The organism is Streptomyces sp. NPDC031418 (assembly GCF_055581605.1).
On record NZ_JBVIJC010000005.1, the window covers coordinates 186,895 to 212,489 of the forward strand.

Sequence of the window (25,595 nt, forward strand, 5' to 3'; positions counted from 1 at the left end):
CCCGCGGCGGCCGGTCAGGTCCAGCCGTAGCGCTCGTGCAGCCGCTGCCGCACCAGGTTGAACCGCATCCGGTCCAGCGCGCAGGCCTCCCGGCGCATGCCGCTCTCGTGCAGCCTCAGCACCCGGTCCACGTCCACCCAGGAGTCCCGGCCGGACCGGTCCCAGGGCCCGCTGCCGATCGCCACCCACTCGCGGTCGCCGTCGTGCCGCTTGCTGGAGAGCTGTACGGCGAGGAAGGTGCCCGCCGCCTCCCGGGCGACGACCAGCACCGGGCGGTCCTTGCCCCGCCCGTCGTTCTCCTCGAAGGGCACCCAGGTCCACACGATCTCGCCGGGGTCCGGGTCGCCGTCGTGGGCCGGGGAGTACTCGGTGCGCACCCGGCCGACCTCGCGCGGGTCGGCCTCGGTGGTGGCGTGCGGGCCGTAACGGCCGGGGACGTTCTCATCGGTAAACGTGGTCACGGCGGCACCCTAGTGGTACGGATCATGCCGCAACGAGCCGCCGGACCCCGCGGATTACTCCGATGCGGTGTCGGCGCGCCGGCCGATGGCCATGCCGGGGCGGCGCACGTGCACCGTCAGATACGTCAGCCCGCCCGGCCCGGCGGTGATGCTGCGCGTCGCGCCGTGCGGCAGCCACACCAGGGCCCCCTCGGCGAGCGGCTGCGGTTCCTCCGCCGCGCCCTGTCCGAGCACGCCGTCCCCGGCGACCACCATCAGCAGCACGTCCAGCCGGGGCTCGGCGTGCGCGGCGACCCGGGTGTCCGGGGCGAGCCGGACCACGTTGGCGTCGAGCTGGCGCCCGCTCTCGGCCAGCTTCCACAGCACCCCCGAGGGGACCGGTGGCGCCTCGGCCAGGGCCCGGGCGTCGCACAGCAGACGCGGTTCAGGCTCGGGCCCGAGGCCGCCGACCGGCCGGTTCCCGATCGCGGACTGCTGTCTCATCTGCTGTTCCTCTCGGCTCTTGTCGTCCCCCGTGCCCGACTACCCCCGCCCGCACTCTACTCATTAATACATGTAGGATTCGTGAAAAATCAGCGCAGGTGAGAGCGGGGTGCCCGGACATGGCCACACGGGAGAGCCCACGACGGCGCGAGGTGCTGGACACGCTGCGTGCCGCGCCCGCACCGCTGGGTGTCACGGAGACGGCCGAGCGGATGGGCATCCACCCCAACACCGTCCGCTTCCATCTGGACGCCCTGGTGGCCGAGGGCCTGGTCGAGCGCCGGACCGAGGCACCGTCCGGACCCGGCAGGCCGCGCACCGTCTACACGCCCCGCCCCGGCATGCCCCGCGGCGGCACCCGCTCGTACCCCCTCCTGGCGCGGATGCTGCTCAGCCGCTGGGCGGCCGCCGATCCGGCCGAGGCACACGCGGAGGCGCTGGAGACCGGCCGCGAGTGGGGCCGCTTCCTGGTGGACCCGCCGGCGCCGTTCGAGCGGCCCACGTCCGCGCGTGCGGCGGCCGGACTGGTCGCCCTCCTGGACGACCTGGGCTTCGCACCCCGCCCGGAGGGCGCGACGGAGCCGGACGGCCCACCGGAGCGGATCCGGCTGCACCACTGCCCGTTCCTCGAACTGGCCGAGGAACACGGCCGGCTGGTGTGCCCGCTCCATCTCGGCCTGATCCAGGGCGCCCTGGCGCGGCTCGACGCCCCGCTGACCGCCACCGGACTGGACCCCTTCGCCGAACCGGACTCCTGCGTGGCCCGTCTGGCCGAGCGCCCGGCCGCCGCCTGAGCCCTCCCGGCCCCTCGCTCCCGCTGCCCCGCGGCGGAGAAAGGCACCCCTTCATGAACGCCACGTCCGCCGCCACCGCGAGCGCGGTCACCTTCGTCTGGCTCGGCATGGTGCTGGCGATCTCCTTCCTGGAGGCGCCGCTGAAGTTCCGTGCGCCGGGCGTGACGATCCCGATCGGCCTCGGCATCGGCCGGCTGGTGTTCCGGGCGCTGAACGCCGTCGAGGCGGTCTTCGCCGTCGCGGTGATCGCCGTGGCCGCCGCGGGCGGGGCCACGGCCGCCGTCGGCTGGGCGACCGGCGCCGCGGCGGCCCTCCTGCTCGCCCAGCTGGCCGTCGTACGACCGCTGCTCAACCGCAGGTCCGACCGGGTGCTGGCGGGCGAGGACCTGCCCCGCTCGCGCAGTCACCTCTGGTACGTGGCCCTGGAGCTGGCCAAGGTCGCCGCCCTGATCGCACTCGGAGTGGCCCTGAACACCCGGTGACGGTGGTGTTCCGGGGGGCTCCGCTCAGTCCTCCTCGTCCACCGGTACCGGCAGGGAGGGCGAAGTGGCCGGTGCCGCCGGGGCGTTGTCGCCCATGGTGGCCAGCAGCTTCCGGGCGAGACCGAGGCCGGTGCCGCCCATGGTGAGCGCCTTCGCGAACAGCTCGCCCATGCCGTCGGCGCCGTTGAGCAGCACCATGTTGTCCACATTGCCGAACGCGGACGCGCCGGCCTGCACGATCTCCGGCCACTTCTCCGCGAGTTGCTGGGCGACGACCGCCTCCTGGTTCTCGGCGAGCGCGGCGGCCCGCGCCTTGATGGCCTCCGCCTCCGCCAGACCCTGGGCCCGGATCGCCTCGGCCTCCGCCAGACCCTTCGCCTGCGCGGCCGCGGCCTCCGCCTGACCGGTGGCCCGGGTGGCGTCCGCGCCGGCCGCACCGCGCGTCTTGGTCGCCTCGGCCTCGGCGGCCGCGGCCGTCTTCACCCGGGTCGCCTCGGCCCCGGCCGCCAGCTCCGTCTCCTTGGCCTTGGCCTCGGCCGCCGAGATCCGCGCATCGCGCTCGGCCTCGGCCAGGGTCCGCTTCTCGTACGCCTTCGCGTCCGCCGGCTTGCGGACGTCGGCCTGGAGCTGCTGCTCGCGCCGGTGCGCCTCCAGCTCGGCGACCCGGGTCTCCTGCACCACCACCTCCTGCCGGGCGCCGGCCTCGGCCAGCGGACCGGCCTGGCGGGCCTTCGCCGCCGCCTTGTCCCGCTCGGCCTGGTAGCCGGCCTGAAGGATCTCGCTGTCCCGGGTGGCCTCCGCCATCCGCGCGAACGACTGCTGCTCCGCCTCGGTGGCCAGCCGGTTCGCCTCCGCCTGCGCGATCCGCGCGTCCCGCTGCACAGCCGCCGCGTGCGGCATCGCCAGGTTCTGGATGTAGCCGGTCGGGTCCTCGATCTCATGGATCTGCAACGAGTCCACGATCAGCCCGAGCTTCTCCATCTCGGTACCGCAGGCCGCCCGGGTCTGCCCGGTCAGCTTCTCGCGGTCGCGGATCATGTCCTCCACCGTCAACCCGCCTACGATGGACCGCAGATGACCGGCGAAGACGTTGTGCACCCGGTCGGACATCAGCTTCTGCTGGTCCAGGAAACGACGGGCCGCGTTGGCGATCGACACGAAGTCGTCGCCCACCTTGAAGATGACCACGCCCCGCACCTTCAGCGGAATGCCCTGGTGCGTGACGCAGTCCACGTGCAGCTCGGTCTCGTTCAGGTCCAGGGACAGCTTGCGCACCGCCTGCACCCCGGGCAGCACCAGCGTGCCGCGCCCGGTGACGATGCGGAACCCCATCCCCTCCTCCAGGCCCTCCGTACGGTGCTTGGAGCCGGAGATGATGAGCGCCTCGTTCGGCTCGGCGACCCGCCACATCAGCTTGAAGAGACCGACCAGCACGAGGACGGCCACCACGACCGCCCCCGCAACGACGCCGACGATCATCGGCATTCGCCCCCTTTGCATGGTGCCTGATCCGGCACCGGACGAAGGGAGTGTGCGCCCGCCCGGACGCCCCGAGAAGACGGCGGGGAATCCTTGTTGCCATCTTGACGCACACCGCCCTCACCTGGGGCGCAGCCCGCTCAACTGTCGTAGGCGGCGATGACGTACACCGTCCTGGGCGGCAGGTACTCCACCACCGTGACCACCGTCCCGGGCGAGAGGCGGGCGGTGCCGTCGGCCGGGTGGGCGAGGAAGTGCTCCGCGCCGCCGCGCACCCGCACGATCACCTCGCCGACCAGCCCGGGCCCGACCGTGCCCGTCACCCGGCCGAGCAGCCCGACCATCGACACATCGTCCATGGCCCCAGCGTACGGGCGGAACGCCGGCGTCAGAGGACCCCTGCGGCCTCGTCCCGGCGCGGCGGCCGGTGCGTGTGCCAGCGCAGCTCCGCCTCCACCTGGGCGGCGAGCCGGACCAGCAGCGGCTCGCTGCACGCGGGCCCGAGCAGCTGGGCCCCGACCGGCAGACCGTCCCCGACGAACCCCGCGGGGATGTTCACGCCGGGCCAGCCGAGCACGTTCCACGGCCAGGCGTAGGGGCAGGCGGCGATCACCGCCCGCTCCGTGGCCGTCCCGCCCAGCCGGTGCAGGGCGCCGATCCGGGGCGGGGGAGCGGCCGTGGTCGGGGCGAGGACCACGTCGTACGTGTCGAAGAACGCGCCGATCCGCCGGTGCAGCACCGCCTCTGCCCGCCGGGCCGCCCGCAGTGGGGCCCCGCCGAGCAGCCGGCCGAGCCGGGCGGTGCCCCGGGTGCGCGGATCGAGCAGCGCCGGGTCGGGCGCCTCGCGGGCCCACTCGGCGACACCGGCGGTGGCCCGCGGCACGAAGGTCAGCCCGATCTGCCCGTACGGCGGATCCGCCGGTACGACCGTGTGCCCCAACCGCTCCAGCAGCTCGGCGAGTTCGGTCACCCGGGCGCGGATCCCCGGGTCCAGCCGGGCGGGTACGGCGGTGAACGGCGGCCGCAGGGAGAGCGCGACGCGCAGCCGGCCGGGGTCCTGGCCGACCGCGTCCGCCACCGTGAGCGCGGGCGGCCGGTGCGGGTCCCGGGCGTGGTTGCCGCTCGCCGCGTCCAGCAGCAGGGCCGCGTCGGCGACCGTACGGGCCAGGGTGCCGTTGACCGTGATGCCCTGGAAGGGCTCGGCGCGCGGCCAGGTGGAGATGCGGCCGCGCTGCGGTTTGATGCCGATCAGATGGGTCCAGGCGGCGGGGATCCGCACCGATCCGGCGCCGTCGGAGCCGAGCGCGGCCGGGACCAGCCCGGCGGCGACCGCGGCGGCCGAGCCACCGGAGGACCCGCCCGGGGTGTGCCCGGGGTGCCAGGGATTGCGGGTCTCACCGAACGCCGGCCCCTCGGTGAACGGCCACTGCCCCAGCTCGCAGGCGTTCGTCTTGCCGACGATCACCGCGCCGGCCGCGCGCAGCCGCCGTACCGCCTCGCCGTCCGCGGCCGCCGGCGGGAAGTCCCCCCGGCAGCCGAAGGCGGTCGGCTCGCCGGCCACGTCCATGTCGTCCTTCACCGCGACCGGCACCCCGAGCAGCGGGCGCCGTCCGCCGGCGGCCAACTCCTGGTCGGCCGCGTCCGCTTCGGCGAGCGCGGCCTCGGCCCGGACGATCCGGAACGCGTTCAGCGTGCCCTGGGTCCGCTCGATCCGGACGAGCGTCCGCTCCACCAACTCCCGTGAGGTCACGGCTCCTTCGCGCAGGGCGCGGCGCGACTCCACGAGACCGGCGACGGGATCGGACACCATGGCGGAGCACCTCCGGGAGACTCCGGGACCTTGTCTACCGAACAGTAACGTCAGTGGGGTCCCGGCGGTACGGGCTCCCGCACCAGCCGGCGCAGCCAGTCCCGGCGGGCCGTCCGGGCCGAGCGGGAGAGGGCCGCTTCGGGGGCGAGGGTGTCGAAGCCGTGGAAGCCGCCCGGCCAGACGTGGAGTTCGGCCGCGCCGCCGCACTGCCACAGGCGCGAGGCGTAGGCGACCACCTCGTCCCGGAAGGTCTCCGCCGAGCCGACGTCCAGATAGGCCGGGGGCAGCCCGGACAGATCGGTGGCGCGGGCCGGCGCGGCGTAGGGGGACACGTCCGGGCCGCCCCGGCTCTCGCCCAGCAGCGCCGTCCAGCCGGTCTCGTTGGCGGTGCGGTCCCAGACGCCCCGGCCCGCCATCTGCCGGCTGGAGACGGTGTCGTTGCGGTCGTCGAGCATCGGGCCCATCAGCAACTGGCCCAGCAGGCGGGGGCCGTTGCGGTCCCGGGCGAGCAGGGCGGCCGCCGCGGCCAGTCCGCCGCCCGCGCTGGCGCCCACGACGACGATCCGGTCCGGGTCGCCGCCGATCTCCCGGGCGTGCCGGGCGGTCCACACCAGGCCCGCGTACACGTCCTCGACCGGCGCCGGATGCGGGTGCTCGGGGGCGAGCCGGTACTCCACCGACACCACCACCGCGCCGAGTTCCCGGGCCCAGGCCAGGGGCACCTCGACACCGGCCCGGTTGGTGCCGAGCATCATGCCGCCGCCGTGCACGTGGTAGAGCACCGGCAGCGGGGCGGCGGGCGCGCCGGCGGCGGGACGGCACAGCAGCAGGGAGACGTCCGGGGCGCCCGGCGGGCCGGGCACCGTGCGGTCCCGGGCCGTGAAGGCGCCGTCCAGGGTGACGTCGACCAGCGCGAGCAGCTCGGGGCCCGTGGCCCGGCGGGCGGCCGCGAGGTCGTCCCGGGTGAAGCCGGGCGCCAACGCGTCCTCGGACCGCTCCAGCACGGCGGCCAGTTCCGCGTCGAACGGCGGCGGGACCAGGGACATCGCTTCTCCTTACAGAGCTCCTCCGACAGCACCGGTCACCCCGGCACACCCGTCCGGCACGACCGGGCACCGGTTGCATACCCCGCCAGCTGCCGGCTCAGGGCCACCAGGGTCAGGAGTGCGACCAGGCCGCACACGCCGGTCCAGCCGTACTGGGCGAAGGCCCGGGTGCCCAGCCAGGAGCCCAGGCTGCCGCCCAGATAGGCGCAGGTCATGTAGGCGGTGTTGAGCCGGCTGCGGACGCCGGCGCCGAGGCCGTACACCCGCACCTGGTTGGCGACCATCCCGGACTGCATGCCGATGTCCAGCAGCAGCGTGCCCCCGGCCAGGGCCGCGAGCCCGGGCGCCCCGCCGAGACCGCCCAGGGCGAGCAGCCCGGCGGAGGCGGTGACCAGCAGGAAGCAGACCAGGTTCACCGCGTCCGGGCCACGCCGGTCCACCCGCCGGCCCGCATACGGGGTGACGACCATGGTGACCGCGTTGACCAGCGCGAACCCCCCGACGGCGGCCGCGCCGAACCCGTACCGGGGGCCGGTGAGCAGCAGCGGCAGTCCGGTCCACGCGGCGGAGAAGGCGGCGAAGACGGCGGTCTGGTAGCAGCAGGAGCGGCGCAGGGCCGGTTCGGTGCGCAGCAGCCGCAGCGGCTCGGCCAGCAGCCGCGGATACCGCTGCCGGGACGGCGGCTCCCGGTCCGGCAGCGCGCGGGCGAGCAGCCCGGCGACCGCGAGGGTGAGCAGGGCGGCCAGGAGGTACGGCGCCCGCCAGCCCAGCTGCTCGCCGAGGGCGCCCCCGGCCGTGCGGGACAGCAGCATGCCCGCGAGGGACCCGCTCAGCAGAGTGCCGCCGGCCACGCCCCGCCGCTCGGCCGGCACCAGGCCCGCCGTCAGCGGCCCGGCCAGCGGGGCGATCACGGTGCTCGCCCCGGTGAGCGCGCTCGCCGCGAGCAGCTGCGGCAGCCCGGGCGCGGCGGCAGCGGCGCACAGCCCGAGACCGGTGAGCACGAGCAGCGCGACGAGCAGCGGGCGGGGCCGCAGCCGGTCGCCGAGCGGGACCAGCAGGAAGATCCCCGCCGCGTAGCCGAACTGGGTGGCGGTCACCGCCCCGGCCGCCGCGTCCGCAGAGACGCCGAGGCCGGCCGCCGCGAGCGGCACGATCGCCTGCGGGAAGTAGACGTTGCCGACGGCCACCCCGCAGGCGAGCGCCAGCAGCGGGACGAGCCGGGAGACGCCCGGCGGCAGCGCGGTACCCTGCCCGGTGTGATGATCCGTCATAGGCGCAAGTCCACGTCGCACGCCGGCCGTTGCCCAACGATGTAGCCGGGGGCTGAATGATCGGCATCCTGCTCGGGGTGGACGACCTCGCCGACACCCGGTTCGCGATCTCCCCGCTCGGCCAGCTCATGGAGAGTCTGCGGGTGCTGCGCGCCCCCGGCCTGCACCCGCTGCACCGCGACTGGCGCCGTACCGTGCTCGGCGCGCTCGCCCCCGCCGACCGGCCCCTGCTGTCCGCGCTGGTCGGCGCCACTCTGGCGCTGCCCGACTTCCTCACCCCCGGCCCGCCGCGTACGCCCCCTCGTTCGACGAGGAGCTGGCCGTCGTACGGGCCACACCCGCGCGGACCGTACGGCACGATCTGCGCGCCGCCCACGCGCCACACCCGCTGCCCGAGCCCCTGCGGCAGGCCGCCGCACCCGGCGACGGGCCCGTCCTGGACCTGCTCGACACGCTCTGCGCGGTGCTGCGCCGCTACTGGGAGACGGCGCTGCTGCCGTACTGGCCGCGGATCCGGCTGGTGCTGGAGGCCGACATCACCTACCGGGCGGGACAGCTGGCCACCGGCGGCGCGTGCGCCCTCTTCGCCGGTCTCCACCCCCACCTGCGCTGGCGCGACGGAATGCTGACGGTGGACAAGATGATCGGCCGGCACACGGTGGCCGCGGACGGGCGGGGGCTGCGGCTGGTCCCGTCGGTGTTCGCGCACAAGCCGGCGCCGCCGATCAGCGCCGACGCCGCGCCGATGCTGGCCTACCCGGGCCGGGGCACGGCCACCCTGTGGGAAGCGCCGCCCGCGCCCGAGGCGTCCCCCCTGACCGCCCTGCTCGGCGCGCCCAGGACGACCCTGCTGCGGCTGCTCGCCGAGCCCCTGCCCACCGTCGAGCTGGCCCGTCGGCTGGGGGTGACCCCGAGCGCCGTCTCGCAGCATCTGCGGGTGCTGTACGACACCGGTCTGCTCACCCGCGCCAGGGACGGCAGACGGGTGCTCTACCGCCGCAGCCCGCTCGGGGAGCGGCTCGTCGCGGGGTGACCGGGAGGGCGCGGACACGGCGAAGGGGCCGGAGAAACTCCGGCCCCTTCGTGGTGCGGGTGCGGCTCAGGCGGCCGCGGCCTCGGCGATGGTGCCGTGCAGCCGGGCCACGACCTCGGTCAGCTGGGCGGCGACCTCGGCGTCCTCGGACGGGTGGGTCTCGGCGAAACGGGTCATGGAGCCGGGGATGGACAGCTTGATGTCCTCGATCACCTTGCCGCCGGCGATGCCCACGGCCTTGCGGGTGTCGTCCTGCGCCCACACGCCGCCGTACTGGCCGAAGGCGGTGCCGACCACGGCGACGGGCTTGCCGCCGAAGGCGCCGGCGCCGTACGGGCGGGACAGCCAGTCGATGGCGTTCTTCAGGACGGCCGGGATGGTGCCGTTGTACTCGGGCGAGAAGAACAGGAACGCGTCGGCGGCCTGGGCGGCCTCGCGCAGCGCGGCGGCGGCGGCCGGAACGGCGCCCTCGACGTCGATGTCCTCGTTGTAGAACGGCACGTCGGCCAGGCCCTCGAAGAGCACGACCTCGGCGCCCTCCGGAGCGAGCTTGGCGGCCGCCTCGGCGAGCTGGCGGTTGTGGGAGCCGGCGCGGAGGCTGCCGACGAGCGCGAGGATGCGAACGGACATGGGTACTCCAAGAGGCTGAAACATCGCGGTCACAATCCGGACCGGGGTCCGGTTAACTGTGTACCATCCTAAACGGACCGCGGTCCAGTTTTCTTCCCGATGCTTTACGCTGGCTCCATGTCCAGCCTCCTGCCCCCCTGCCCGGAGCCCCGTGAGCCCCTCGGGCCCCAAGAGGAGCCCGCCCTGCTCGACATCGGCACGGCCGCCGACGAGCCCTGCCTGCGCGCCGACGCGGCCCGCAACCGGGCCAGGCTGCTGGACGCCGCCTCCCGGCTCATCGCGGAACACGGAGTGGCCGGGGTGACCATGGAGGCGGTCGCCACCGCCGCCCAGGTCGGCAAGGGCACGGTCTTCCGCCGCTTCGGCGACCGCACCGGTCTGCTGATGGCGCTGCTCGACCACTCCGCCCGCCAGCTCCAGTCCGACTTCCTGAGCGGCCCGCCGCCGCTGGGCCCCGGCGCGCCGCCCCTGGAGCGGCTGCGGGCGTTCGGCGTGGCCGTGCTCTACCGCTCGGCCGAGGCGCTCGACCTGGAGCTGGCCGCCCAGCCGGAGCCCGCCCGCCGGTACGCCCACCCCGCCTTCCAGGCGCTGCGCACCCATGTGACCATGCTGCTGCGCGAGCTGGTGCCGGACGGCGACTGCGATCTGCTGTCCCACACCCTGCTGGCGGCGCTGGACCCCGGCCTCATCCACCATCTGACCCGCCAGTGCGGCATGCCCATGGAACGGCTGGAGCAGGGCTGGTTCGACCTGGTCGCCCGGGTGACCGGCACTCAGCCGCTCCACTGAGCCGGACGCCGGACCGGTCGGGCCGGACACAGAACCGGTTCGTCCAATTCCGGACCACGTTCCCCCGCCCGCGGCGGGCGTCCGGCGCTCTGCCAAGATGCGCTCTGTCATGGTGCAGATACCGAACACGCCCACGAGCGCCGACGTGGCCCGGCTGGCCGGCGTCTCGCGCGCGACCGTGTCCTACGTCCTCAACAACACCAGCGCGGTCCGGATCAGCGAAGCCACCCGCCGCCGGGTGCACGAGGCCGCGCGGGAACTCGGGTACGTGCCGCACGCGGCCGCCCGCAGCCTGCGCGCCGGGCACAGCCGGATGGTCGTCATGCCCGCCCCCGCGATCCCGGCGGGCCCCCTCTACAGCACGTTCCTCAACGAACTCCAGTGGGCCCTCGGCCGCCTCGACTACACCGTCGTCCAGTACGGCACCGTCGGCCTCCAGGGCGACGAGGCCGCCCGCGCCTGGGCGGAGCTGCGGCCGGTCGCCGTCCTGGTGCCCGGTACCGGACTCGGCCCGCAGGGCGTCGCCGTCCTCAAGCGCTCCGGCGCCCGGGCCGTGGTCACCCTCGGCCCCGCCCGGGTCGACGGCGCCCACGCCCTGCTGATGGACCACACCGCCGTCGGCCACACCGCGGCCACCCACCTGTACCGGCGGGGCAGACGGCGGATCGGGGTCGTGATGCCCGAGGAGCCCGGCCTGGAGGCGTACTCGGAGCCCCGGCTCGCGGGCGTGCGTCAGGCGCTGCACGACACGGACGCGACCGTGACCGTGCTGCCGCTCGCGTACACCGAGCGGTCCGCCGCCGCACTCGCCGCCCGCTGGTCCGAGTCGGGCCTGGACGCGGTGTTCGCCTACAACGACGAGTACGCGATGCTGCTCATGCGTGCCCTTCAGGACGAGGGCGTACGCATCCCCGAGGACGTCGCCGTCATCGGCGCCGACGACCTCATGCTGGGCCGGCTGCTGCGGCCCCGGCTCAGCACGGTCCAGGTCGAGCTTCCGTCGGCACGCGACCTCGCCGAACTGGTCGACCGCGCGGTCCGCGACCCGGGGGGCGACCCGGAAACCCACAAGGTCCTGGGCGCCTCCCTCATCCACCGCGACTCCACCTGACCTGGACCAGCTCCCGGGGCCCTGTGCGCACCACCGAGCCCCACCGCGGAGCGGTTACTCGCCCTGGGCCTCCTGGGCCGCGATGCTCCGGCGGACCTCGTCCATGTCCAGGCCGCGGGCCTGGCTGATCACGTCCGCGAGGGCGGGTTCGGGGAGGGCGCCGGGCTGGGCGAAGATCGCCACCTTGTCCCGGACGATCATCAGTGTCGGGATCGACTGGATGCCGAAGGCCGCGGCCAGCTCCGGCTGGGCCTCGGTGTCCACCTTGCCGAAGACCAGGTCCGGGTTGTCCGCGGCGGCCTTCTCGTAGACCGGCGCGAACTGCCGGCACGGGCCGCACCACTCTGCCCAGAAGTCGATGAGGACGAAGCCGTTCTTCTCGACCGTCTGGTCGAAGTTCTCCTTGGTCAGCTCAACGGTGCTGCTCATGGCCTGCTTCCCTCTTCCTGGTATGGGGCTCTGCCGACGGCGGAAACACGGCCGTGCGACGGCCTATTCCGGGGCGCCCCGGGCGCGTACCCCCTGTGGCCTCCGCGCACACCAGCCACCAGACTGACCCCATGACGGAAACGGAATCCATCGCGTACGACGTCGTGGTGCTCGGAGCCGGACCCGTGGGGGAGAACGTCGCCGACCGCACCCGCGCGGCCGGACTCACCACCGCGGTCGTGGAGAGCGAACGGGTCGGCGGCGAGTGCTCGTACTGGGCGTGCATGCCGAGCAAGGCGCTGCTCCGCCCGGTCATCGCCCGGGCCGACGCCCGCCGCCTGCCCGGCCTGGCCCCCGCGGTCCAGGGCCCGCTGGACACGCCCGCCGTTCTCGCCCGCCGCGACGAGTACGCCTCGCACTGGCGGGACGACGGCCAGGTCCGCTGGCTGGACGGCATCGGCGCCTCCCTGTACCGGGGCCACGGGCGACTCGCCGGCCCGCGCACCGTCACCGTGACCGCTCCCGACGGCACGGTGACCACCCTCACCGCCCGCCACGCCGTCGCCGTCTGCACCGGCACCCGCGCCCAGCTGCCCGACCTGCCCGGTCTCGCCGAGGTGCGGCCCTGGACCAGCCGCGAGGCCACCAGCGCCCAGGCGGCACCGGCCCGGCTGATCGTCGTGGGCGGCGGAGTCGTCGCCACCGAGATGGCCACCGCCTGGCAGGCCCTCGGCTCCCGGGTCACCCTGCTGGTGCGCGGCAAGGGCCTGCTGAACCGCATGGAGCCGTTCGCCGGCGAACTGGTCGCCGAGTCCCTCGCCGAGGCCGGCGCCGACATCCGCACCGGCACCACCGTGGAGTCCGTGCGCCGCGAGAACGGCACCGTCGTCGCGGTCACCGCCGGCGGCGACCGGATCGAGGCCGACGAGATCCTCTTCGCCACCGGCCGGGTCCCGCAGACCGACGACCTCGGCCTGGACACCGTCGGCCTGGAACCGGGCTCCTGGCTGGACGTCGACGACACCCTGAGGGTCACCGGCACCGACTGGCTGTACGCGGTCGGCGACGTCAACCACCGCGCCCTCCTCACCCACCAGGGGAAGTACCAGGCCCGGATCGCGGGCGCCGCCATCGCCGCCCGCGCGGCCGGCGGCCCGCTCCTGGACGAACCCTGGGGCGCGCACGTCGCCACCGCCGACGGCAGCGCCGTACCCCAGGTCGTCTTCACCGACCCCGAGGCCGCCGCCGTGGGCCTCTCCCTCGCCGAGGCGGAACAGGCGGGCCACCGGGTCCGCGCCGTCGACGTCGCGTTCTCCTCCGTCGCGGGCGCGGGGCTCTACGGCGACGGCTACCAGGGCCGGGCCCGGATGGTCGTGGACCTGGAGGAGGAGATCCTGCGCGGGGTCACCTTCGTCGGCCCGGGCGTCGGCGAGCTGATCCACTCCGCGACCGTCGCGGTCGCGGGCCGTGTCCCGGTCGACCGGCTGTGGCACGCCGTCCCGTCCTACCCGACCCTCAGCGAGGTGTGGCTGCGCCTGCTGGAGGCGTACCGGGACAACTGACCTTCCAGGTCAGGGCAGTTCGAAGCCGAGCGCGGCCGCGGCCGCGCTCGGCGCGGGCTGTGCCCACAGCGCCGCCACGGCCTCGTTCGTGGACAGCGAGCGCAGCTCGGCGCGGTCCAGATACAGGGTGCCGTCGAGGTGGTCGGTCTCGTGCTGGACGATCCGGGCCGGCCAGCCCGCGACCACCTCGTCCAGCGCGCGGCCCCGCTCGTCGCTGCCGCGCAGCCGCACCTCGGCGTGCCGGGCCACCACGGCCTGCCAGCCCGGCACGCTCAGGCAGCCCTCGAAGAACGCGGCGCGGGCGGTTCCGACGGGTTCGTAGGAGGGGTTGACCAGGACGCGGAACGGCTGCGGCACCCGGCCCCGGGCCGCCGCGACCTCCTCCGGCACCGGCGCCGGGTCCTCCAGGACCGCGATCCGCAGCTCCACGCCGACCTGCGGCGCGGCGAGGCCCACGCCCGGGGCGGCGTGCATGGTCAGGCGCAGAGCCTCGATGAAGCGGGCCAGCAGGGCGGGGCCGAGCTGGCCGTCGTACGGCTCGGTGGCGCGGCGCAGCACGGGCTGTCCGGCGGCGACGATGGGCAGGGGGCCGCCGGCGGCGAGGAGTTCCTCGACCCGCTCGGCGAGCGGTGCGTGATCACGGGTGGCTGCCATCGGGTCAGGATGCCATGACAGGGGGCCGGCGACACCGCGGTGCGCCTCCGCCGCGGTGCCCCCGCGGGCACGGGGGCACCGCCCGGCTCACCGCTCCGGGAACTCACCCGCGAGCGCTCCGGCGATCCGCAGGTGCTGCTCGGCCTCCTCGTGCCGGGCCTGCCGCTGGAGCGTGCGCCCCAGCATCAGCCGGGCGTACTGCTCCACCGGGTCGCGCTCGACGATGATCCGCAACTCGGCCTCGGCGCGCCGCAGTTGGGCGGAGTGGTAGTAGGCGCGGGCCAGCAGCAGCCGCGGAGCGGTCTGCTCCGGCACCTCCTCGACCAGCCCGGCCAGCACCCGCGCCGCACCGGCGTAGTCCCTGGCCTCGAAGAACAGCTGCGCGCGCGTCCAGCGCTCGGCCGCCGTCCCGTGGTCGTAGTACGTGTTCTCCACTCGCGTCTCCACTGGTGACCTCCTTCGACGGCCACAACGGAGCAGAGTTGTTCAATATTCCACTACTCCGCCGTGCCGGCCGCCTGGGCGGGGTCAGTGCCTGGTGTAGACGAAGCCGAGCTTGTCGATCTCGTCGCCCGAGCGGCCGTGGAAGCCGGCGATCTGCCAGCCGGATGGGGCGGTCCGGGTCACGCAGTCGGACGTGGTGGTGCCGCCGGAGAGGACGCGGCCCAGGTTCGTGGTGAAGGCGGCGGAGAAGATGCGGCTGTGGCCGTCCTTCTGCCCCTCGCACAGCCGGGCGGAGGTGACGTACTCCCCGCTGCCCAGGGTGAGCGACGAGGCCGTGCCGCCGGTGCCGCCGTGCGTCACGGCCGTACCGTCGCCGTACGTGATGCCGACGCCGTCGACGCGCGCGCCGCTGCGCAGTGAGAGGGTCGCCGGCGCGCTGGTGGCGGGCACGGTCGCGATGTCGGTGAAGTAGTCGCCGTGCGGGCCGCCGAACTGGTCGCTGAGCTGGAAGTCCGGATTGCGCGACCAGCCGAAGGACACCGCGATCGGGTCGTGGTCGGACAGCATGAGCCCGTCGCCGGTGAGGAAGCCGGCGTGCTTGTTGTCGTACGCCGTGGCGTCGAGCGAGACGAGCCGGTTGCCGCGGTAGAGGACCTTGTCGACGACCTCGCAGGTGTTCGTGATCGCGTTCTCGTCGCACAGCAGCGGGTCGGAGCCCTTGGCGGGCGGTGTGCCGCCGCGTTCGAGCCGGACCCAGGCGTCGGTGAGGCCGTTGTCCCGGGCGAACTCGGCGATGGTGTCGCCGGCGCGCGTGTAGCGGGTGTTGGTGTCGCCCATGACCACGACGGCGTTCCCGGCGGAGTGGGTCTTGATGAACGTGGTCAGCTGGCTGAGGTTGTCGGCGCGCGAGGCCAGGTCCCCGTCGTTGGTGCCGGCGTTGGTGTGGAGGTTGTAGAAGTCGACGTACACGCCCTCCGCCAGGCGCTCGCGCAGGAAGGTGAAGCCCTTGGGGGTGAGGCAGTCGCCGGAGTCCACCTGGCAGGAGTTCCAGTGCACCCGCTCGAAGTCGTCGGTGTCGTAGGGGAGGTCCGACAGGGTGTTGAGACCGCTGCCGATACCGGCTCCGCCGCTGGTGGGGGTGCGGTAGGGGTGGGTGTCGGAGGCGTAGAGGTCGGAGTGGTAGTTGAAGTCCTCCTGAACGTTGACCACGTCGTAGGTGCCGATCCGGGCGCCTATCGCGGTCGTGCTCGGCGCGCGCGGCGTGGGGGCACTGGAGAGGCCCTCCGGCAGCCCCGCCACGTTGTAGGAGAGGACGCTGAACGTCCCGGAGGTTCCGTCGGGGGCGGTCTGGGCGGCCGCGGGGGCGGTGAATCCGCCGAACGCGGCGGCCGCGACCGTGAGGCAGAGCAGAAGACGGCGCACGGGCTGGCCTCCTGAGGGGGCGTCAAGGGGAGCGGGCGGCAGCAACTTACCGCCGGTAACGCTGCTTCGTGCGCCGGTTCGGCCAAGGGTGAGGAAAAGTTCACCGGCCGGACCGGAGCCGTTGCCGCCCGTACGCCCCGCCGTCCCCGCGGGCGCCACCGGCCGACCGGCCCGGGTGCGCTCAGCGGGCCGCCGCGTGGTGGGGTGCCATGTGGTCGGTGAACCAGTCGCGGGCGAGGCCGGCGGCCTGCTCCAGGGTGCCGGGCTCCTCGAAGAGGTGGGTGGCGCCGGGTACGACCGCGAGCCGGTTCTCGCACCGCAGCCGGGCCTGGGCCTCGCGGTTGAGGTCGAGGACCAGCTCGTCGCGGCCCCCCACGATCAGCAGCGTGGGCGCGGTCACGGCCGGCAGCCGCGGCCCGGCGAGATCGGGCCTGCCGCCGCGGGAGACCACCGCGCCGATCCGCGCCTCCGGCTCGGCGGCGGCCCAGAGCGCCGCGGCGGCACCGGTGCTGGCACCGAAGTAACCCACGGCCAGCCCCGCCGCCTCGGGCTGCTCGCGCAGCCAGCCGGTGGCTTCGGTGAGCCGCCCGGCGAGCAGCCCGGTGTCGAAGACGTTGGCCCGGTCGGTCTCCTCCTCCTCGGTCAGCAGGTCGAACAGCAGGGTGCCCAGCCCCGCCCGGTTCAGCACGTCCGCGACGAACCGGTTGCGGGGACTGTGCCGGCTGCTGCCGCTGCCGTGCGCGAACACCACGACCCCGCTCGCGCCCTCGGGCACCGTCAACCGCCCCCGCAGGCCCGCCCGCCCCGCGCGCACCTCCGCCTCCCGGTCCCCGGGGACCGCCGAGCGGCCCGGCCGGGCCCCGCGGGTGCCTTCCCGGCGGGCGAACGAGTCCTCCAGGCAGGCGATCACCTCGTCGTCGCCGGTCTGGGTGAAGTCGGCGTAGAACTGCCCGATCGCGTAGAACTCCGCCGGGGTGTGCAGGCACACCCCCTCGTCGGCGTCCGCGCCCAGCCGCGCCGTCCAGTCGTACGGTGCCACCGGAACGGCCAGCACCACCCGGGCGGCGCCGCGGGCGCGCGCGATCCGGCAGGCCGCCCGTGCCGTCGACCCGGTGGCCACCCCGTCGTCGACGACCAGGACGGTACGGCCCGCGAGCGGCACCGGTGCGCGGTCGCCCCGATAGCGCCGGGCGCGGCGCGCCAGCACCTCCTGCTCGCGCGCCTCGACCTCGGCCAGCTCGTCCGGGGTGACCCGCGCATGCCGGACCACCTCGTCGTTGATCACCCGGACGCCGCCCTCGCCGATGGCCCCCATGCCCAGCTCCGGCTGGACCGGCACGCCCAGTTTCCGGACCAGGCACACGTCCAGCGGTGCGTCCAGCGCCTCGGCGATCTCCGCGCCGACCGGGACTCCGCCGCGGGGCAGCGCCAGCACGACGGCATCGGAACCCCGCAGGTGTTCGAGCCGGGCGGCCAGCCGGCGGCCGGCGTCCCGGCGATCGGTGAAGAACACGATCCGGCCTCCCTGCCACCAGGAAATGTCCGTACCTCCATCGTCGCCCCGGCGGAAGCGGGGCGCGCACCGCGCCAGGAGACGATCCGCACCGTGCCAGGAGGTGATCTGCACCGCGCCACGAGGTGATCTTCCGAGTCGCCCCGGCGCGCCGGGACGCGCACCATGGACAGGGAGCGCCTCACCCGGGAGTGAGCATGCGACTGTCGTTCCTCGAACCCCTCTACAAGCACCCCGGTCCGTTCGCGTCCGTCTATGTGGACACCTCCCGCGACACCGCCGTCGGCGATCCCGACGCGGCCATGGAGCTGCGCCGCCGGCATCTGCGGGACGCCCTGCTGGCCGAGGGGGCCGACCCGGACTCCGTCACCGCGGTGGCGGGCACCGTGGGCAGCGACACGGACGTCCCCGGCACCCACGGGCAGGCCGTCTTCGCCGCCCGGGGACGGCTGGCCCTGCTGGACGAACTGCCCACACCGCCGGCCCGGGACACGGCGTACTTCGGAACGCTGCCCGACGCCATGCCGTTGGCCGTCCAGCACGCGCCCGGGATCCCGTACCTCGCCGTGCATGTGCACTACGGCGGCCGTCACTCCACGGAGGCCCCCGGCACCGTACGGATCGACGCGGAGGCCGGCAGCTGGCCCCTGACCAGGGTGCGGCCCGGGCACCGGCTGCACGAGGAAGTCCCCGTGACCGACTGGCTGAACGCGGCCGAGGTGATCGGGGGCGAGCTGGAGGGCCATGCGCGGCGCATCGGCGCCGAGGCGGTGGTCGTCGCCGGAGACGTCTGGGCCCGGGGCATCCTCGTCCGCCGGCTGCCCCCGGCACTGCGCGGCGAGGTGACGACCGTGGAGGGCGCCGGCGCGTCCGAGCCGGGCCGCGCCCTGCTGGAGCAGCGGCTCGAGCAGCTCTTCGGCGAGCGCATGGCCGCGCACGACCGGGCCCTGCTCGACGCCTTCCTCGCCCAGCGGGGCCGCCATGGAGCGGCCGCGGAGGGCTTCCGGGCGGCGGTGTCGGCGCTCCAGCGGGGCAGCGTCAGAGCCCTGCTGCTCAACGACCACCCCGAGTCACCGCTGCGCCTGTGGATCGGCCCGGAACCCAGCCAACTGGCCTTCACCGACACCGAGTTGCGCTTGTACGGCATCACCGACCCGCAGCTGGAACGGGCCGACGCGGCCCTGACCCGGGCCCTGGTCGGGACCAGGGCGGAACTCGTCGTCGTACCCGAACAGCGGGTACGGCTGCACGAGGGCGTGGGGGTCCTGCTGCGCTACGCCGGTCCCGCGCGGGCCGCCGCCTGACGTCGCGGGCCGGTGCCTGACGTCACCGGCCGGCGCCGTGCGCGCCGCTCCCGGTCAGGGCGCGGCGGTGATCACCTCGACGAAGTGACCGACCCGGCCCTCGGGCAGATGACGGGCGAGGTCCGCCTCGCTGATCATGCCGACGAGCCGGTGGTTGTCGATCACCGGCAGCCGGCGGATCTTGTGGTTCTCCATGACCCGGAGGACAAGGTCGGCGTCGGCCCCGACATCGATCGTGACCGGCTTGCCCTGCTCCAGCTGGCCCGCGGTCACGGTCCTCGGGTCCTTGCCCCTGGCGACGCACTTCACCACGATGTCGCGGTCGGTGACGATCCCGTGCAGCCGGTCGTCGGGGCCGCAGATCGGAAGGGAGCCGACGTTCATCTCCTTCATCCTGCGTGCGGCGGCCTCCAGCGTCTCCCGCTCCGCGACGCAGGCCGCACCCGTGTGCATGATCTCCCGGGCGGTGGTCATGGCGGTCTCCTTCGAGCGTCGCTCGTCCGCGCCGGGAGAGCCCGCGGAGTCTGGCCCGCCCCGGCCGGTACTCCTCAGCACCAGTGTGGGTTCCCCGGCGGCCGCCCGCACTCCCGGCACACGTGCCGGGCCACACCGGACGGCCGTACCGCGGGGCGGCGGCACCCTGCTCGCCGCCCGGCCCCCGCGGCGGTACTGTTCGCGGCGACGGCGACGTCCGCGACGGTGGCCGGGAGGCAGCGGTGACAAGGCTTACGGGCGATGCCCTGCGCGTGACGGTCTTCATCGGTGAGAACGACGTCTGGCACCACAAGCCGCTCTACAGCGAGATCGTGCACCGGGCGCACCGGGCCGGGCTGGCCGGTGCCTCGGTGTTCCGCGGTGTGGAGGGCTTCGGCGCCTCCTCCCTGATCCACACCTCGCGGTTGCTGTCGCTCAGCGAGGATCTGCCGGTGGCGATCGTGATCGTGGACACCGAGGAGCGGGTGCGGGACTTTCTGCCGCAACTCGACGAGCTGGTCGGCTCGGGGCTGGTGGTCCTCGACGGCTGCGAGGTCATCCGGTACGTCGGCCGGGAGGCGACGACCGGGCCGAAGAGCCGGCCCGGGGGCCGGGGGAAGCACGCGTGAACCGGCTGCGCCCGCCGGGGACGTCCGGGGCATGAACCGGTCCGGGCCCGGGACGGGGGAGGCCGCGCGGATGGGGCCGTGGCGGTTCGTGGTCTGGTTCGGCACGGTCAGCCTGCTCGCCGACATCGTGTACGAGGGCGCCCGCTCGATCACCGGCCCGCTGCTGGCCTCGCTGGGCGCGTCCGCCCTGGTCGTCGGGGTGGTCACCGGCGCGGGGGAGGCGGCGGCGCTCGGGCTGCGGCTGGTCTCCGGCCCGCTCGCGGACCGCACCCGCCGCTTCTGGGGCCTGGCGATCGCCGGGTACGCCCTGACGGTCGTCTCCGTGCCGCTCCTGGGCGTGGCCGGAGTGCTGTGGGCCGCCTGCGTGCTGGTCATCGCCGAGCGGGTCGGCAAGGCCGTGCGCTCGCCCGCGAAGGACACGCTGCTCTCGCACGCCACCGCCGCCACCGGGCGGGGGCGGGGCTTTGCCGTCCACGAGGCGATGGACCAGATCGGCGCCCTGATCGGCCCGTTGCTGGTGTCCGGCATGCTCGCGCTGACCGGCGGTGACTACGCCGCGGCGCTGGGCGTCCTCGCCGTACCCGGGGTCGCGGTGCTGGGCCTGCTGTTCCGGCTGCGTGCCCGGGTACCGGACCCGGAAGGCTACGAGCGCGAGCTGACGGCCGCGGCGGCCGCCCCGCCCGAGGAGCAGGGCGGGCGGCTGCCCAGGACCTTCTGGACCTACGCCGCGTTCACGGCGGCCACCACGACCGGGTTCGCGACCTTCGGCGTGCTCTCCTACCACCTCGTCCAACGGCATCTGCTGAGCACCGCCTGGGTGCCCGTGCTGTACGCGGCGGCGATGGCCGTGGACGCGGTCGCCGCGCTGGCCACGGGCTGGCTGTACGACCGGGTCGGCCCGCGCGTCCTGGTGGTGCTGCCGGTGCTGACCGTCGCCGTGGTCGCGCTGGGCTTCACCGGCACGCTCGCCGTCGCGGTGGCCGGATCGCTGGTGTGGGGCGCGGCCACGGGCATCCAGGAGTCCGTCCTGCGCGCCACGGTCGCCGACCTGGTGCCGAGCGGCCGGCGGGCCACCGCGTACGGCCTGTTCGCCGGCGTGGTGGGCGCGGCCAGCGTGACGGGCGGCGCGCTGACCGGCGGCCTGTACGGCTATTCGATCCCCGTGCTGATCACGGTGGTCGTCGCCGTCCAGGCAGTGGCCGTGGTCCTGCTGGCCGTCACCGAGCTGAGCCGCCGCTGAGCGGCCGGGGACGAGGCCGTCAGGCTTTCCTTCGCTCCAGGTACGGGGCCTTGAAGAGGCGGACACACGTTTTCCGTGCCATGGTGGGGGGCACCTCGGGGCGTAACCGAGGAGGTGAGCCGCTACGAGCACTTCCTTCGAAACGCAGCTGTCCGTGCCGGGCCTGTCGCCGGTGCTCGGTCTCGGTGTCGAGGCCGGACGCGCGGCGGTACGACTCGCCCGGCTACCGCTCGACATCGCCGAGGAGGGCGTCGGGACACTGACCGGCTGGCTCGGTCACCCCCGCGCCGCCCGGGCGGCCGACGCCACCGCTCCACCGGACGACCCCGTCAGCACCGTCCCGGTGCTTCTGGTGCACGGTCTGGCCGACCGTGAGTGGGTGGTCTCCTCGCTCCACCGCGGCCTGGACGGCTGCGGCGTGGGCCCCTTCGTCCCGGTCGACTACAAGGCGCTCAGCCCCGACATCCGGTCGGCGGCCCGGGTGCTCGGCGACCAGGTCGAGGCGGCGCACGCCCGCAGCACCGGCCGGTCCGTGGTCCTGATCGGCTACAGCCTGGGCGGCCTGATCGCCCGCTACTACGTGCAGCGGCTCGGCGGTGACGCGTATGTGTCCCTGCTGATCACCCTGGCGACGCCGCACACCGGGACGGCGACCGCCCTGCTCGCACCGCCCCACCCACTGCTGCGCCAGCTGCGGCCGGGCAGCGACGTCCTGGCCGAACTCGCGGAGCCGGCCGCGGGCTGCCGCACCCGGTTCGTGGCCTTCTACAGCGACCTGGACGAGGCCGTCGTACCCGCGGCCCGGGGCCGGATCGACCATCCCGACCTCGAGGCACGCAATGTCCTCGTGCCCGGGGTGGGCCATCTGACCCTGCCCCTGCACCAGCCCGTCATCGAGCAGATGCGCTCGCTGCTGACCGCCGCCGGGGCCGCGGTGACCGCCGGGTCTCCGCCCCGGTGCGCGAGGGGAGGCGTGACAGCGGGGACGAACCGGAGGACGCTGAAACGGAGCCGGTGAGCACACCGCCGCCGGCACGCCGGCGCCCCGCGGACCGACATCATGGCCCCTGCACCCAGCCCCGACCCCGGCACGCTCGTACGCCCGTACCGCCCCGAGGACGAGCCGGGCGTGTGCGCACTGGTCGCGGCGGACCGGCTGCCCGGGCAGCGGCCGTGCACGGCGGAGCAGCTGGCCGCCGCGCGGCGCGGCCCGCCCGCCCTGGCCGGCTGGACCGCCCCGGCCCCGCCGCGGGTCGGCGTCCTGGCCGAGGCCGGGCACCGCCCCCGCGGGGTCATCGGCTACGTGGCGTGGACGGACGCCCGTACCGGCGTCATCTGCTGGGCGTACGGCCGGGAGGACCCGCCCGTGCTGAGCGCTCTCCTCGGCCACGCCCGGGCCGAACTCGCCAACTGCCCGCGGATCGACGCGTTCGTCGCCGCCCCGCCGGGTCCGCTGGGGCCGGGCGGCCTGCCCCGCACGCGTCGCGCCGCCACCCATGACGCCCTGCTGGCGGCCGGGTTCACCGGCCGCTGCCAGAGCGCCTACATGCACTGCACGCTCCCGGCCGTGCCGTCGCCGGTGACACCGGTCGCCGACGTGCTGCCCTGCGAGGTCCCGCCGGGACACCGGCTGATCGTCCACGACGGAGCCGAGCCGGTCGCGGAGGCCGTGGTCGGCACCGGTCCCGGCCGCACCGCGACCGTCTACTGGATCGAGACCCGCCCCACCCACCGGGGCCGGGGACTCGGCCGCGGGCTGCTCGGCCAGGCCCTCGCCCTGCTGGCCGAGCAGGGCGCCTGCGAGGCCGCGCTCGTCATCGACGGCACCCCGGAGCGCGAGGCCGCGGCCCGGCTCTTCGCCTCCTTCGGCTTCACCCTCGTGGACCGGCTGTGGACCTACCAGCTGCGGCAGCTCCCGGCCGCCGGCCCGCCCGGGTGACGTGCGGGCCGTACCGCCGGTCAGGCGGGCACCCGGTCGGCGGTCCTCTCCACGGCCCGCTCCGCGGCCTTGAGCACGGTGGTACGGCCCTGGTGGCGCCGCTCGTACTCCAGCACCCGCCGGCAGTGTCCGGGGCCGGCGTCGTTCAGCCGCTTGACGACCTCCTCCGCCGTCATGCCGTCGTAGCCGGGCCACGGCACCGGACCGAGCAGGGCGGCGACCCGGCTCAGGACGGCCGGGCGGCCCGCGTGGGACCGCTCGTAGGCGCCGACCATGGCCAGGTCGGTCTGCGGCAGGTAGGGGAGCCGGTCGACGACCGTCTTGGTGCTGAGCCTGCGGTAGTCGGCGATCGGCAGCTGGTCCTCGCTGATCAGGGCCCCGCGCGGGGCGCCCTGGAGCCGGTCCGCGCCCGGCATGCGCTCGGCCGTCTCCCGCAGCCAGCTGCTCCACTCGCGCACCGCCAGGGCGGCTCCGGCCACGCCCGGCCCCGCCGCGGTCCCGGTCGCCGCCACCGCGGCCTCGGCGTGCTGTTCGACCGCGTGGGCCAGCTCCTCCAGCGTCTCCTCGTCGTCCCGGCGGATGGCGTCGAGCAGCTCCGTCGTGACGCCGTCCGCGGTCTCCTGGGCGATGCGCTCGGCGGCCCGGCACACCACGAGGGCCAGCGCGGTGACCGCGTACTCGTCCTGGGCGTTCTTCAGCAGCCGCAGTTCGGTGGCCGGTCCGCGGCCGCGGAACACCGCCGCCGGGACCGACGCCGCCATGTCGAAGGGCAGCCGGGCCGCCTGCCCGGTGAGCTGCCAGGCGCCGCCCAGGACGCTCTGCACCAGGCCGCGGGGCTGGAGCACGTCCAGGCGTTCGTCGAGGCGGTACACATGGCCGCGGGCGTCTCCGAGGCGGCGCTCCAGCACGTCCCGGTGTTCACCGGGCGGGGTGACGGCGAGATGGGCCTTGAAGCGGTCGGCAAGCGCCGCCTTGGTCTCGCGGACCTCGCGCAGCGCCGGGACGAGCAGGTCTGTGGCTACGGACATCAAGGTTCCTTCGGATGCTCGGGAGGGATCGGCCGGAGTCCGGCACAGCCCCCACCGTGCCCCCAACCGCCCACCCCCGCATCTCCCGCCGCTGCCACGGCAGTCGGCGCGGGCACCCGCGGCCGGCCGGGCTCGCCGCCGAAAGCGCGGGTCCGGGGCCTGCCGTGCCACGGACGGCTCAGGCACCGGGTGCCGTACGTCCGGTCGGGCGCGCTGCGCCATCCGGGGCCGCCCGCGGGGCGAGGGTCAGGCTCCGCCCAGCCATTCGGCGAGTACGGCGGCCTGGCTGTGGTCCACGTCCTTGGTGGCGGTCAGGAGCGTGACCCTGCCGTGGGCGGCGAGGTCCCGCAGATGCTCGGCGGCCTCCCGGTGTCCGGAGTCCTCCAGCTCGGCCAGATAGCGGCGGCGGAACTCGGCGAAGCGGCCGGGTTCATGGCCGTACCAGCGGCGCAGCTCGGTCGACGGGGCCACATCGCGCAGCCACTCGTCCAGGTGCGCGTCCTCCTTGCGCATCCCGCGCGGCCAGACACGGTCGACGAGGATCCGCTTGCCGTCCCTGGGCGAGGTCTCCTCGTAGACCCGGTGACAGGTGATGTGCTGGGCCATGACGACACCCTCCCGAGCGATCGGCCGTCCCGGCCCGCACCGGGTTCCCGTCGGCATCGCGGCCGTAACGGAGGCTCACCCGATCGGGCGAGCGCCCCGGCCCCCCGGCGGAGCGGCCGCCGCCCGGTGTCTCACCGCAGCAGGTCCGGCCGGGACTCGTAGTGCAGACAGTGGAAACGGCCGTCCGCCTCCCGCCCGGCGGGATCGCCGCCCAGCGCCCGCACCGCCGCGATCGCGTACCGCTGTTCCCGCTCGTCGGTGAAGAGACGCTGGGGGTAGGTCCGGGTGGCGTCGACCGTGGTGCCCAGTCCGTGCGCGGCCAGGGTGCGCACGATCGGGTGGTACGACACCGTCCGCAGCACGAACGCACTGACCCACACCGGTCTGCGGGCCCCCTCCAGCAGCGCGGTGAACGTCCGGGCGGTGACATAGCTGCCGCCGCCGGTCAGCGTGATGAGGCCGACCTCCGGGAGCGCCCGCGCCAGCCCGGGCCCGGGGGAGCCCTGCTCCAGGTCGTCGGTGAAGCCCTCGTCGAGCAGGCCCACCTCGATCGCGTACCGGACGGCGGGCGCCGAGACGTCCAGGCCGACCACCGCCACGGCGTCCGGAAGGCGCCGCTCGGCGTAGAACTCCTTGTCCCGGGCCGCGAGTTCGGCCGTCGACAGCCTCTCGACATCGGGGGAGGTGTACCGCTCGTACATCTCCGCCAGCGTGACGTCGTGGTTGAGCAGCGCGGCGTTGATCCCGTACGAGCAGCAGACGTCCAGCACCGCCGGCGGGCGCGGCCGGCCGTCGGCCAGCGCCGCCCGTTCGGCCGCGGCCCGCCGGAAGACCTGCTGGGCATGGTGCGGGATCTCGTACTCCAGCGGGGCCAGGCGTCCGAAATAGGCACGGGGGTCCGGCCGGTCGTAGATGTCGTCGAACCGCGCCTTGCCGCTCGCCACGCCCGCGGTACCCCCAGA

General features: G+C 74.9%; 28 protein-coding genes. 11 read left to right on the plus strand and 17 right to left on the minus strand.

Annotated elements, in window-relative coordinates:
- Nucleotides 1-14 precede the first annotated feature (14 nt).
- The gene (locus ACZ5CZ_RS08520; protein ID WP_450783947.1) at nucleotides 15-461 is read right to left on the minus strand and encodes a type II toxin-antitoxin system PemK/MazF family toxin; all 447 of its coding nucleotides are present in this window, start codon (nucleotides 459-461) and stop codon (nucleotides 15-17) included.
- Nucleotides 462-515: 54 nt separating this feature from the next.
- Nucleotides 516-944, minus strand: coding sequence for a cupin domain-containing protein (locus tag ACZ5CZ_RS08525; RefSeq protein WP_468940467.1), 429 nt, complete (start codon nucleotides 942-944; stop codon nucleotides 516-518).
- Nucleotides 945-1,063: 119 nt separating this feature from the next.
- Between ACZ5CZ_RS08525 and ACZ5CZ_RS08530 the strand changes: the two genes are divergently transcribed.
- A complete protein-coding gene (locus tag ACZ5CZ_RS08530) occupies nucleotides 1,064-1,738 on the plus strand; it encodes a helix-turn-helix transcriptional regulator (protein WP_468940469.1) in 675 nt (224 codons plus the stop codon).
- A 53-nt stretch (nucleotides 1,739-1,791) separates the two neighbouring features.
- Nucleotides 1,792-2,220 (plus strand): hypothetical protein, encoded by a 429-nt coding sequence (locus ACZ5CZ_RS08535; RefSeq protein ID WP_385846045.1) that lies wholly within the window; start codon nucleotides 1,792-1,794, stop codon nucleotides 2,218-2,220.
- Nucleotides 2,221-2,244: 24 nt separating this feature from the next.
- Here the strand turns inward: ACZ5CZ_RS08535 and ACZ5CZ_RS08540 are convergent, their stop codons facing one another.
- From ACZ5CZ_RS08540 to ACZ5CZ_RS08560, 5 genes are all read right to left on the minus strand, one after another.
- Nucleotides 2,245-3,705, minus strand: coding sequence for an SPFH domain-containing protein (locus ACZ5CZ_RS08540; RefSeq protein ID WP_385846044.1), 1,461 nt, complete (start codon nucleotides 3,703-3,705; stop codon nucleotides 2,245-2,247).
- Nucleotides 3,706-3,839: 134 nt separating this feature from the next.
- Nucleotides 3,840-4,058 carry a hypothetical protein gene (locus tag ACZ5CZ_RS08545; RefSeq protein ID WP_385846043.1) on the minus strand — a complete coding sequence of 73 codons (219 nt, stop codon included), beginning with the start codon at nucleotides 4,056-4,058 and terminating at the stop codon, nucleotides 3,840-3,842.
- 29 nt (nucleotides 4,059-4,087) lie between these two features.
- The gene (locus ACZ5CZ_RS08550; RefSeq protein WP_468940473.1) at nucleotides 4,088-5,509 is read right to left on the minus strand and encodes an amidase; all 1,422 of its coding nucleotides are present in this window, start codon (nucleotides 5,507-5,509) and stop codon (nucleotides 4,088-4,090) included.
- Nucleotides 5,510-5,559: 50 nt separating this feature from the next.
- Nucleotides 5,560-6,555, minus strand: a complete 996-nt coding sequence (locus ACZ5CZ_RS08555) for an alpha/beta hydrolase (RefSeq protein ID WP_385846041.1) — start codon at nucleotides 6,553-6,555, stop codon at nucleotides 5,560-5,562.
- A gap of 35 nt (nucleotides 6,556-6,590) precedes the next feature.
- Nucleotides 6,591-7,826, minus strand: a complete 1,236-nt coding sequence (locus ACZ5CZ_RS08560) for an MFS transporter (protein WP_468940476.1) — start codon at nucleotides 7,824-7,826, stop codon at nucleotides 6,591-6,593.
- Nucleotides 7,827-8,289: 463 nt separating this feature from the next.
- Here ACZ5CZ_RS08560 and ACZ5CZ_RS08565 point away from each other — a divergent pair, with 463 nt between their 5' ends.
- Nucleotides 8,290-8,859: an ArsR/SmtB family transcription factor gene (locus ACZ5CZ_RS08565; protein WP_468940478.1), complete on the plus strand. Its 570-nt coding sequence runs from the start codon at nucleotides 8,290-8,292 to the stop codon at nucleotides 8,857-8,859.
- 66 nt (nucleotides 8,860-8,925) lie between these two features.
- On the opposite strand, the gene ACZ5CZ_RS08570 is transcribed toward ACZ5CZ_RS08565, so the two are convergent.
- Nucleotides 8,926-9,489, minus strand: a complete 564-nt coding sequence (locus ACZ5CZ_RS08570; RefSeq protein WP_467544704.1) for an NAD(P)H-dependent oxidoreductase — start codon at nucleotides 9,487-9,489, stop codon at nucleotides 8,926-8,928.
- A 99-nt stretch (nucleotides 9,490-9,588) separates the two neighbouring features.
- Here ACZ5CZ_RS08570 and ACZ5CZ_RS08575 point away from each other — a divergent pair, with 99 nt between their 5' ends.
- Both ACZ5CZ_RS08575 and ACZ5CZ_RS08580 read left to right on the plus strand, forming a co-directional pair.
- Nucleotides 9,589-10,278, plus strand: a complete 690-nt coding sequence (locus tag ACZ5CZ_RS08575; RefSeq protein WP_385846035.1) for a TetR/AcrR family transcriptional regulator — start codon at nucleotides 9,589-9,591, stop codon at nucleotides 10,276-10,278.
- 109 nt (nucleotides 10,279-10,387) lie between these two features.
- Nucleotides 10,388-11,389, plus strand: coding sequence for a LacI family DNA-binding transcriptional regulator (locus ACZ5CZ_RS08580; RefSeq protein ID WP_385846034.1), 1,002 nt, complete (start codon nucleotides 10,388-10,390; stop codon nucleotides 11,387-11,389).
- A 54-nt stretch (nucleotides 11,390-11,443) separates the two neighbouring features.
- On the opposite strand, the gene trxA is transcribed toward ACZ5CZ_RS08580, so the two are convergent.
- Nucleotides 11,444-11,818 (minus strand): thioredoxin, encoded by a 375-nt coding sequence (trxA, locus tag ACZ5CZ_RS08585; RefSeq protein ID WP_385846032.1) that lies wholly within the window; start codon nucleotides 11,816-11,818, stop codon nucleotides 11,444-11,446.
- Between the two features lie 131 nt (nucleotides 11,819-11,949).
- On the opposite strand from trxA, the gene ACZ5CZ_RS08590 reads away from it, so the two are divergent.
- Nucleotides 11,950-13,380, plus strand: coding sequence for a dihydrolipoyl dehydrogenase family protein (locus ACZ5CZ_RS08590; RefSeq protein ID WP_468940483.1), 1,431 nt, complete (start codon nucleotides 11,950-11,952; stop codon nucleotides 13,378-13,380).
- A 9-nt stretch (nucleotides 13,381-13,389) separates the two neighbouring features.
- On the opposite strand, the gene ACZ5CZ_RS08595 is transcribed toward ACZ5CZ_RS08590, so the two are convergent.
- From ACZ5CZ_RS08595 to ACZ5CZ_RS08610, 4 genes are all read right to left on the minus strand, one after another.
- The gene (locus ACZ5CZ_RS08595; protein WP_468940485.1) at nucleotides 13,390-14,034 is read right to left on the minus strand and encodes a peptide deformylase; all 645 of its coding nucleotides are present in this window, start codon (nucleotides 14,032-14,034) and stop codon (nucleotides 13,390-13,392) included.
- An 87-nt stretch (nucleotides 14,035-14,121) separates the two neighbouring features.
- Nucleotides 14,122-14,469 carry a tetratricopeptide repeat protein gene (locus ACZ5CZ_RS08600; protein ID WP_385846134.1) on the minus strand — a complete coding sequence of 116 codons (348 nt, stop codon included), beginning with the start codon at nucleotides 14,467-14,469 and terminating at the stop codon, nucleotides 14,122-14,124.
- A gap of 93 nt (nucleotides 14,470-14,562) precedes the next feature.
- Nucleotides 14,563-15,900: a jacalin-like lectin gene (locus ACZ5CZ_RS08605; protein ID WP_468940487.1), complete on the minus strand. Its 1,338-nt coding sequence runs from the start codon at nucleotides 15,898-15,900 to the stop codon at nucleotides 14,563-14,565.
- Nucleotides 15,901-16,081: 181 nt separating this feature from the next.
- Nucleotides 16,082-17,413, minus strand: coding sequence for a phosphoribosyltransferase family protein (locus ACZ5CZ_RS08610; protein WP_468940490.1), 1,332 nt, complete (start codon nucleotides 17,411-17,413; stop codon nucleotides 16,082-16,084).
- A 197-nt stretch (nucleotides 17,414-17,610) separates the two neighbouring features.
- Here ACZ5CZ_RS08610 and ACZ5CZ_RS08615 point away from each other — a divergent pair, with 197 nt between their 5' ends.
- A complete protein-coding gene (locus ACZ5CZ_RS08615; protein WP_468940492.1) occupies nucleotides 17,611-18,717 on the plus strand; it encodes a baeRF2 domain-containing protein in 1,107 nt (368 codons plus the stop codon).
- Nucleotides 18,718-18,771: 54 nt separating this feature from the next.
- On the opposite strand, the gene ACZ5CZ_RS08620 is transcribed toward ACZ5CZ_RS08615, so the two are convergent.
- Complete coding sequence (locus ACZ5CZ_RS08620) at nucleotides 18,772-19,191, minus strand: CBS domain-containing protein (protein WP_385846024.1); 420 nt, start codon at nucleotides 19,189-19,191, stop codon at nucleotides 18,772-18,774.
- Between the two features lie 242 nt (nucleotides 19,192-19,433).
- On the opposite strand from ACZ5CZ_RS08620, the gene ACZ5CZ_RS08625 reads away from it, so the two are divergent.
- From ACZ5CZ_RS08625 to ACZ5CZ_RS08640, 4 genes are all read left to right on the plus strand, one after another.
- A complete protein-coding gene (locus ACZ5CZ_RS08625) occupies nucleotides 19,434-19,820 on the plus strand; it encodes a DUF190 domain-containing protein (protein WP_385846023.1) in 387 nt (128 codons plus the stop codon).
- 31 nt (nucleotides 19,821-19,851) lie between these two features.
- Nucleotides 19,852-21,060 (plus strand): MFS transporter, encoded by a 1,209-nt coding sequence (locus tag ACZ5CZ_RS08630; RefSeq protein ID WP_468940495.1) that lies wholly within the window; start codon nucleotides 19,852-19,854, stop codon nucleotides 21,058-21,060.
- Between the two features lie 154 nt (nucleotides 21,061-21,214).
- Entirely contained in the window at nucleotides 21,215-22,078 is an 864-nt protein-coding gene (locus ACZ5CZ_RS08635; RefSeq protein ID WP_468940497.1) for an esterase/lipase family protein, read from the plus strand.
- Between the two features lie 42 nt (nucleotides 22,079-22,120).
- Nucleotides 22,121-22,999, plus strand: a complete 879-nt coding sequence (locus tag ACZ5CZ_RS08640) for a GNAT family N-acetyltransferase (protein WP_468940499.1) — start codon at nucleotides 22,121-22,123, stop codon at nucleotides 22,997-22,999.
- A 20-nt stretch (nucleotides 23,000-23,019) separates the two neighbouring features.
- Here ACZ5CZ_RS08640 and ACZ5CZ_RS08645 read toward each other — a convergent pair whose 3' ends face one another.
- The 3 genes from ACZ5CZ_RS08645 to ACZ5CZ_RS08655 form a co-directional block, all read right to left on the minus strand.
- Entirely contained in the window at nucleotides 23,020-24,027 is a 1,008-nt protein-coding gene (locus ACZ5CZ_RS08645) for a hypothetical protein (RefSeq protein WP_468940501.1), read from the minus strand.
- A gap of 246 nt (nucleotides 24,028-24,273) precedes the next feature.
- Complete coding sequence (locus ACZ5CZ_RS08650; protein ID WP_467541167.1) at nucleotides 24,274-24,633, minus strand: DUF488 domain-containing protein; 360 nt, start codon at nucleotides 24,631-24,633, stop codon at nucleotides 24,274-24,276.
- Between the two features lie 131 nt (nucleotides 24,634-24,764).
- The gene (locus ACZ5CZ_RS08655) at nucleotides 24,765-25,577 is read right to left on the minus strand and encodes a hypothetical protein (protein WP_468940504.1); all 813 of its coding nucleotides are present in this window, start codon (nucleotides 25,575-25,577) and stop codon (nucleotides 24,765-24,767) included.
- Nucleotides 25,578-25,595: the final 18 nt, after the last annotated feature.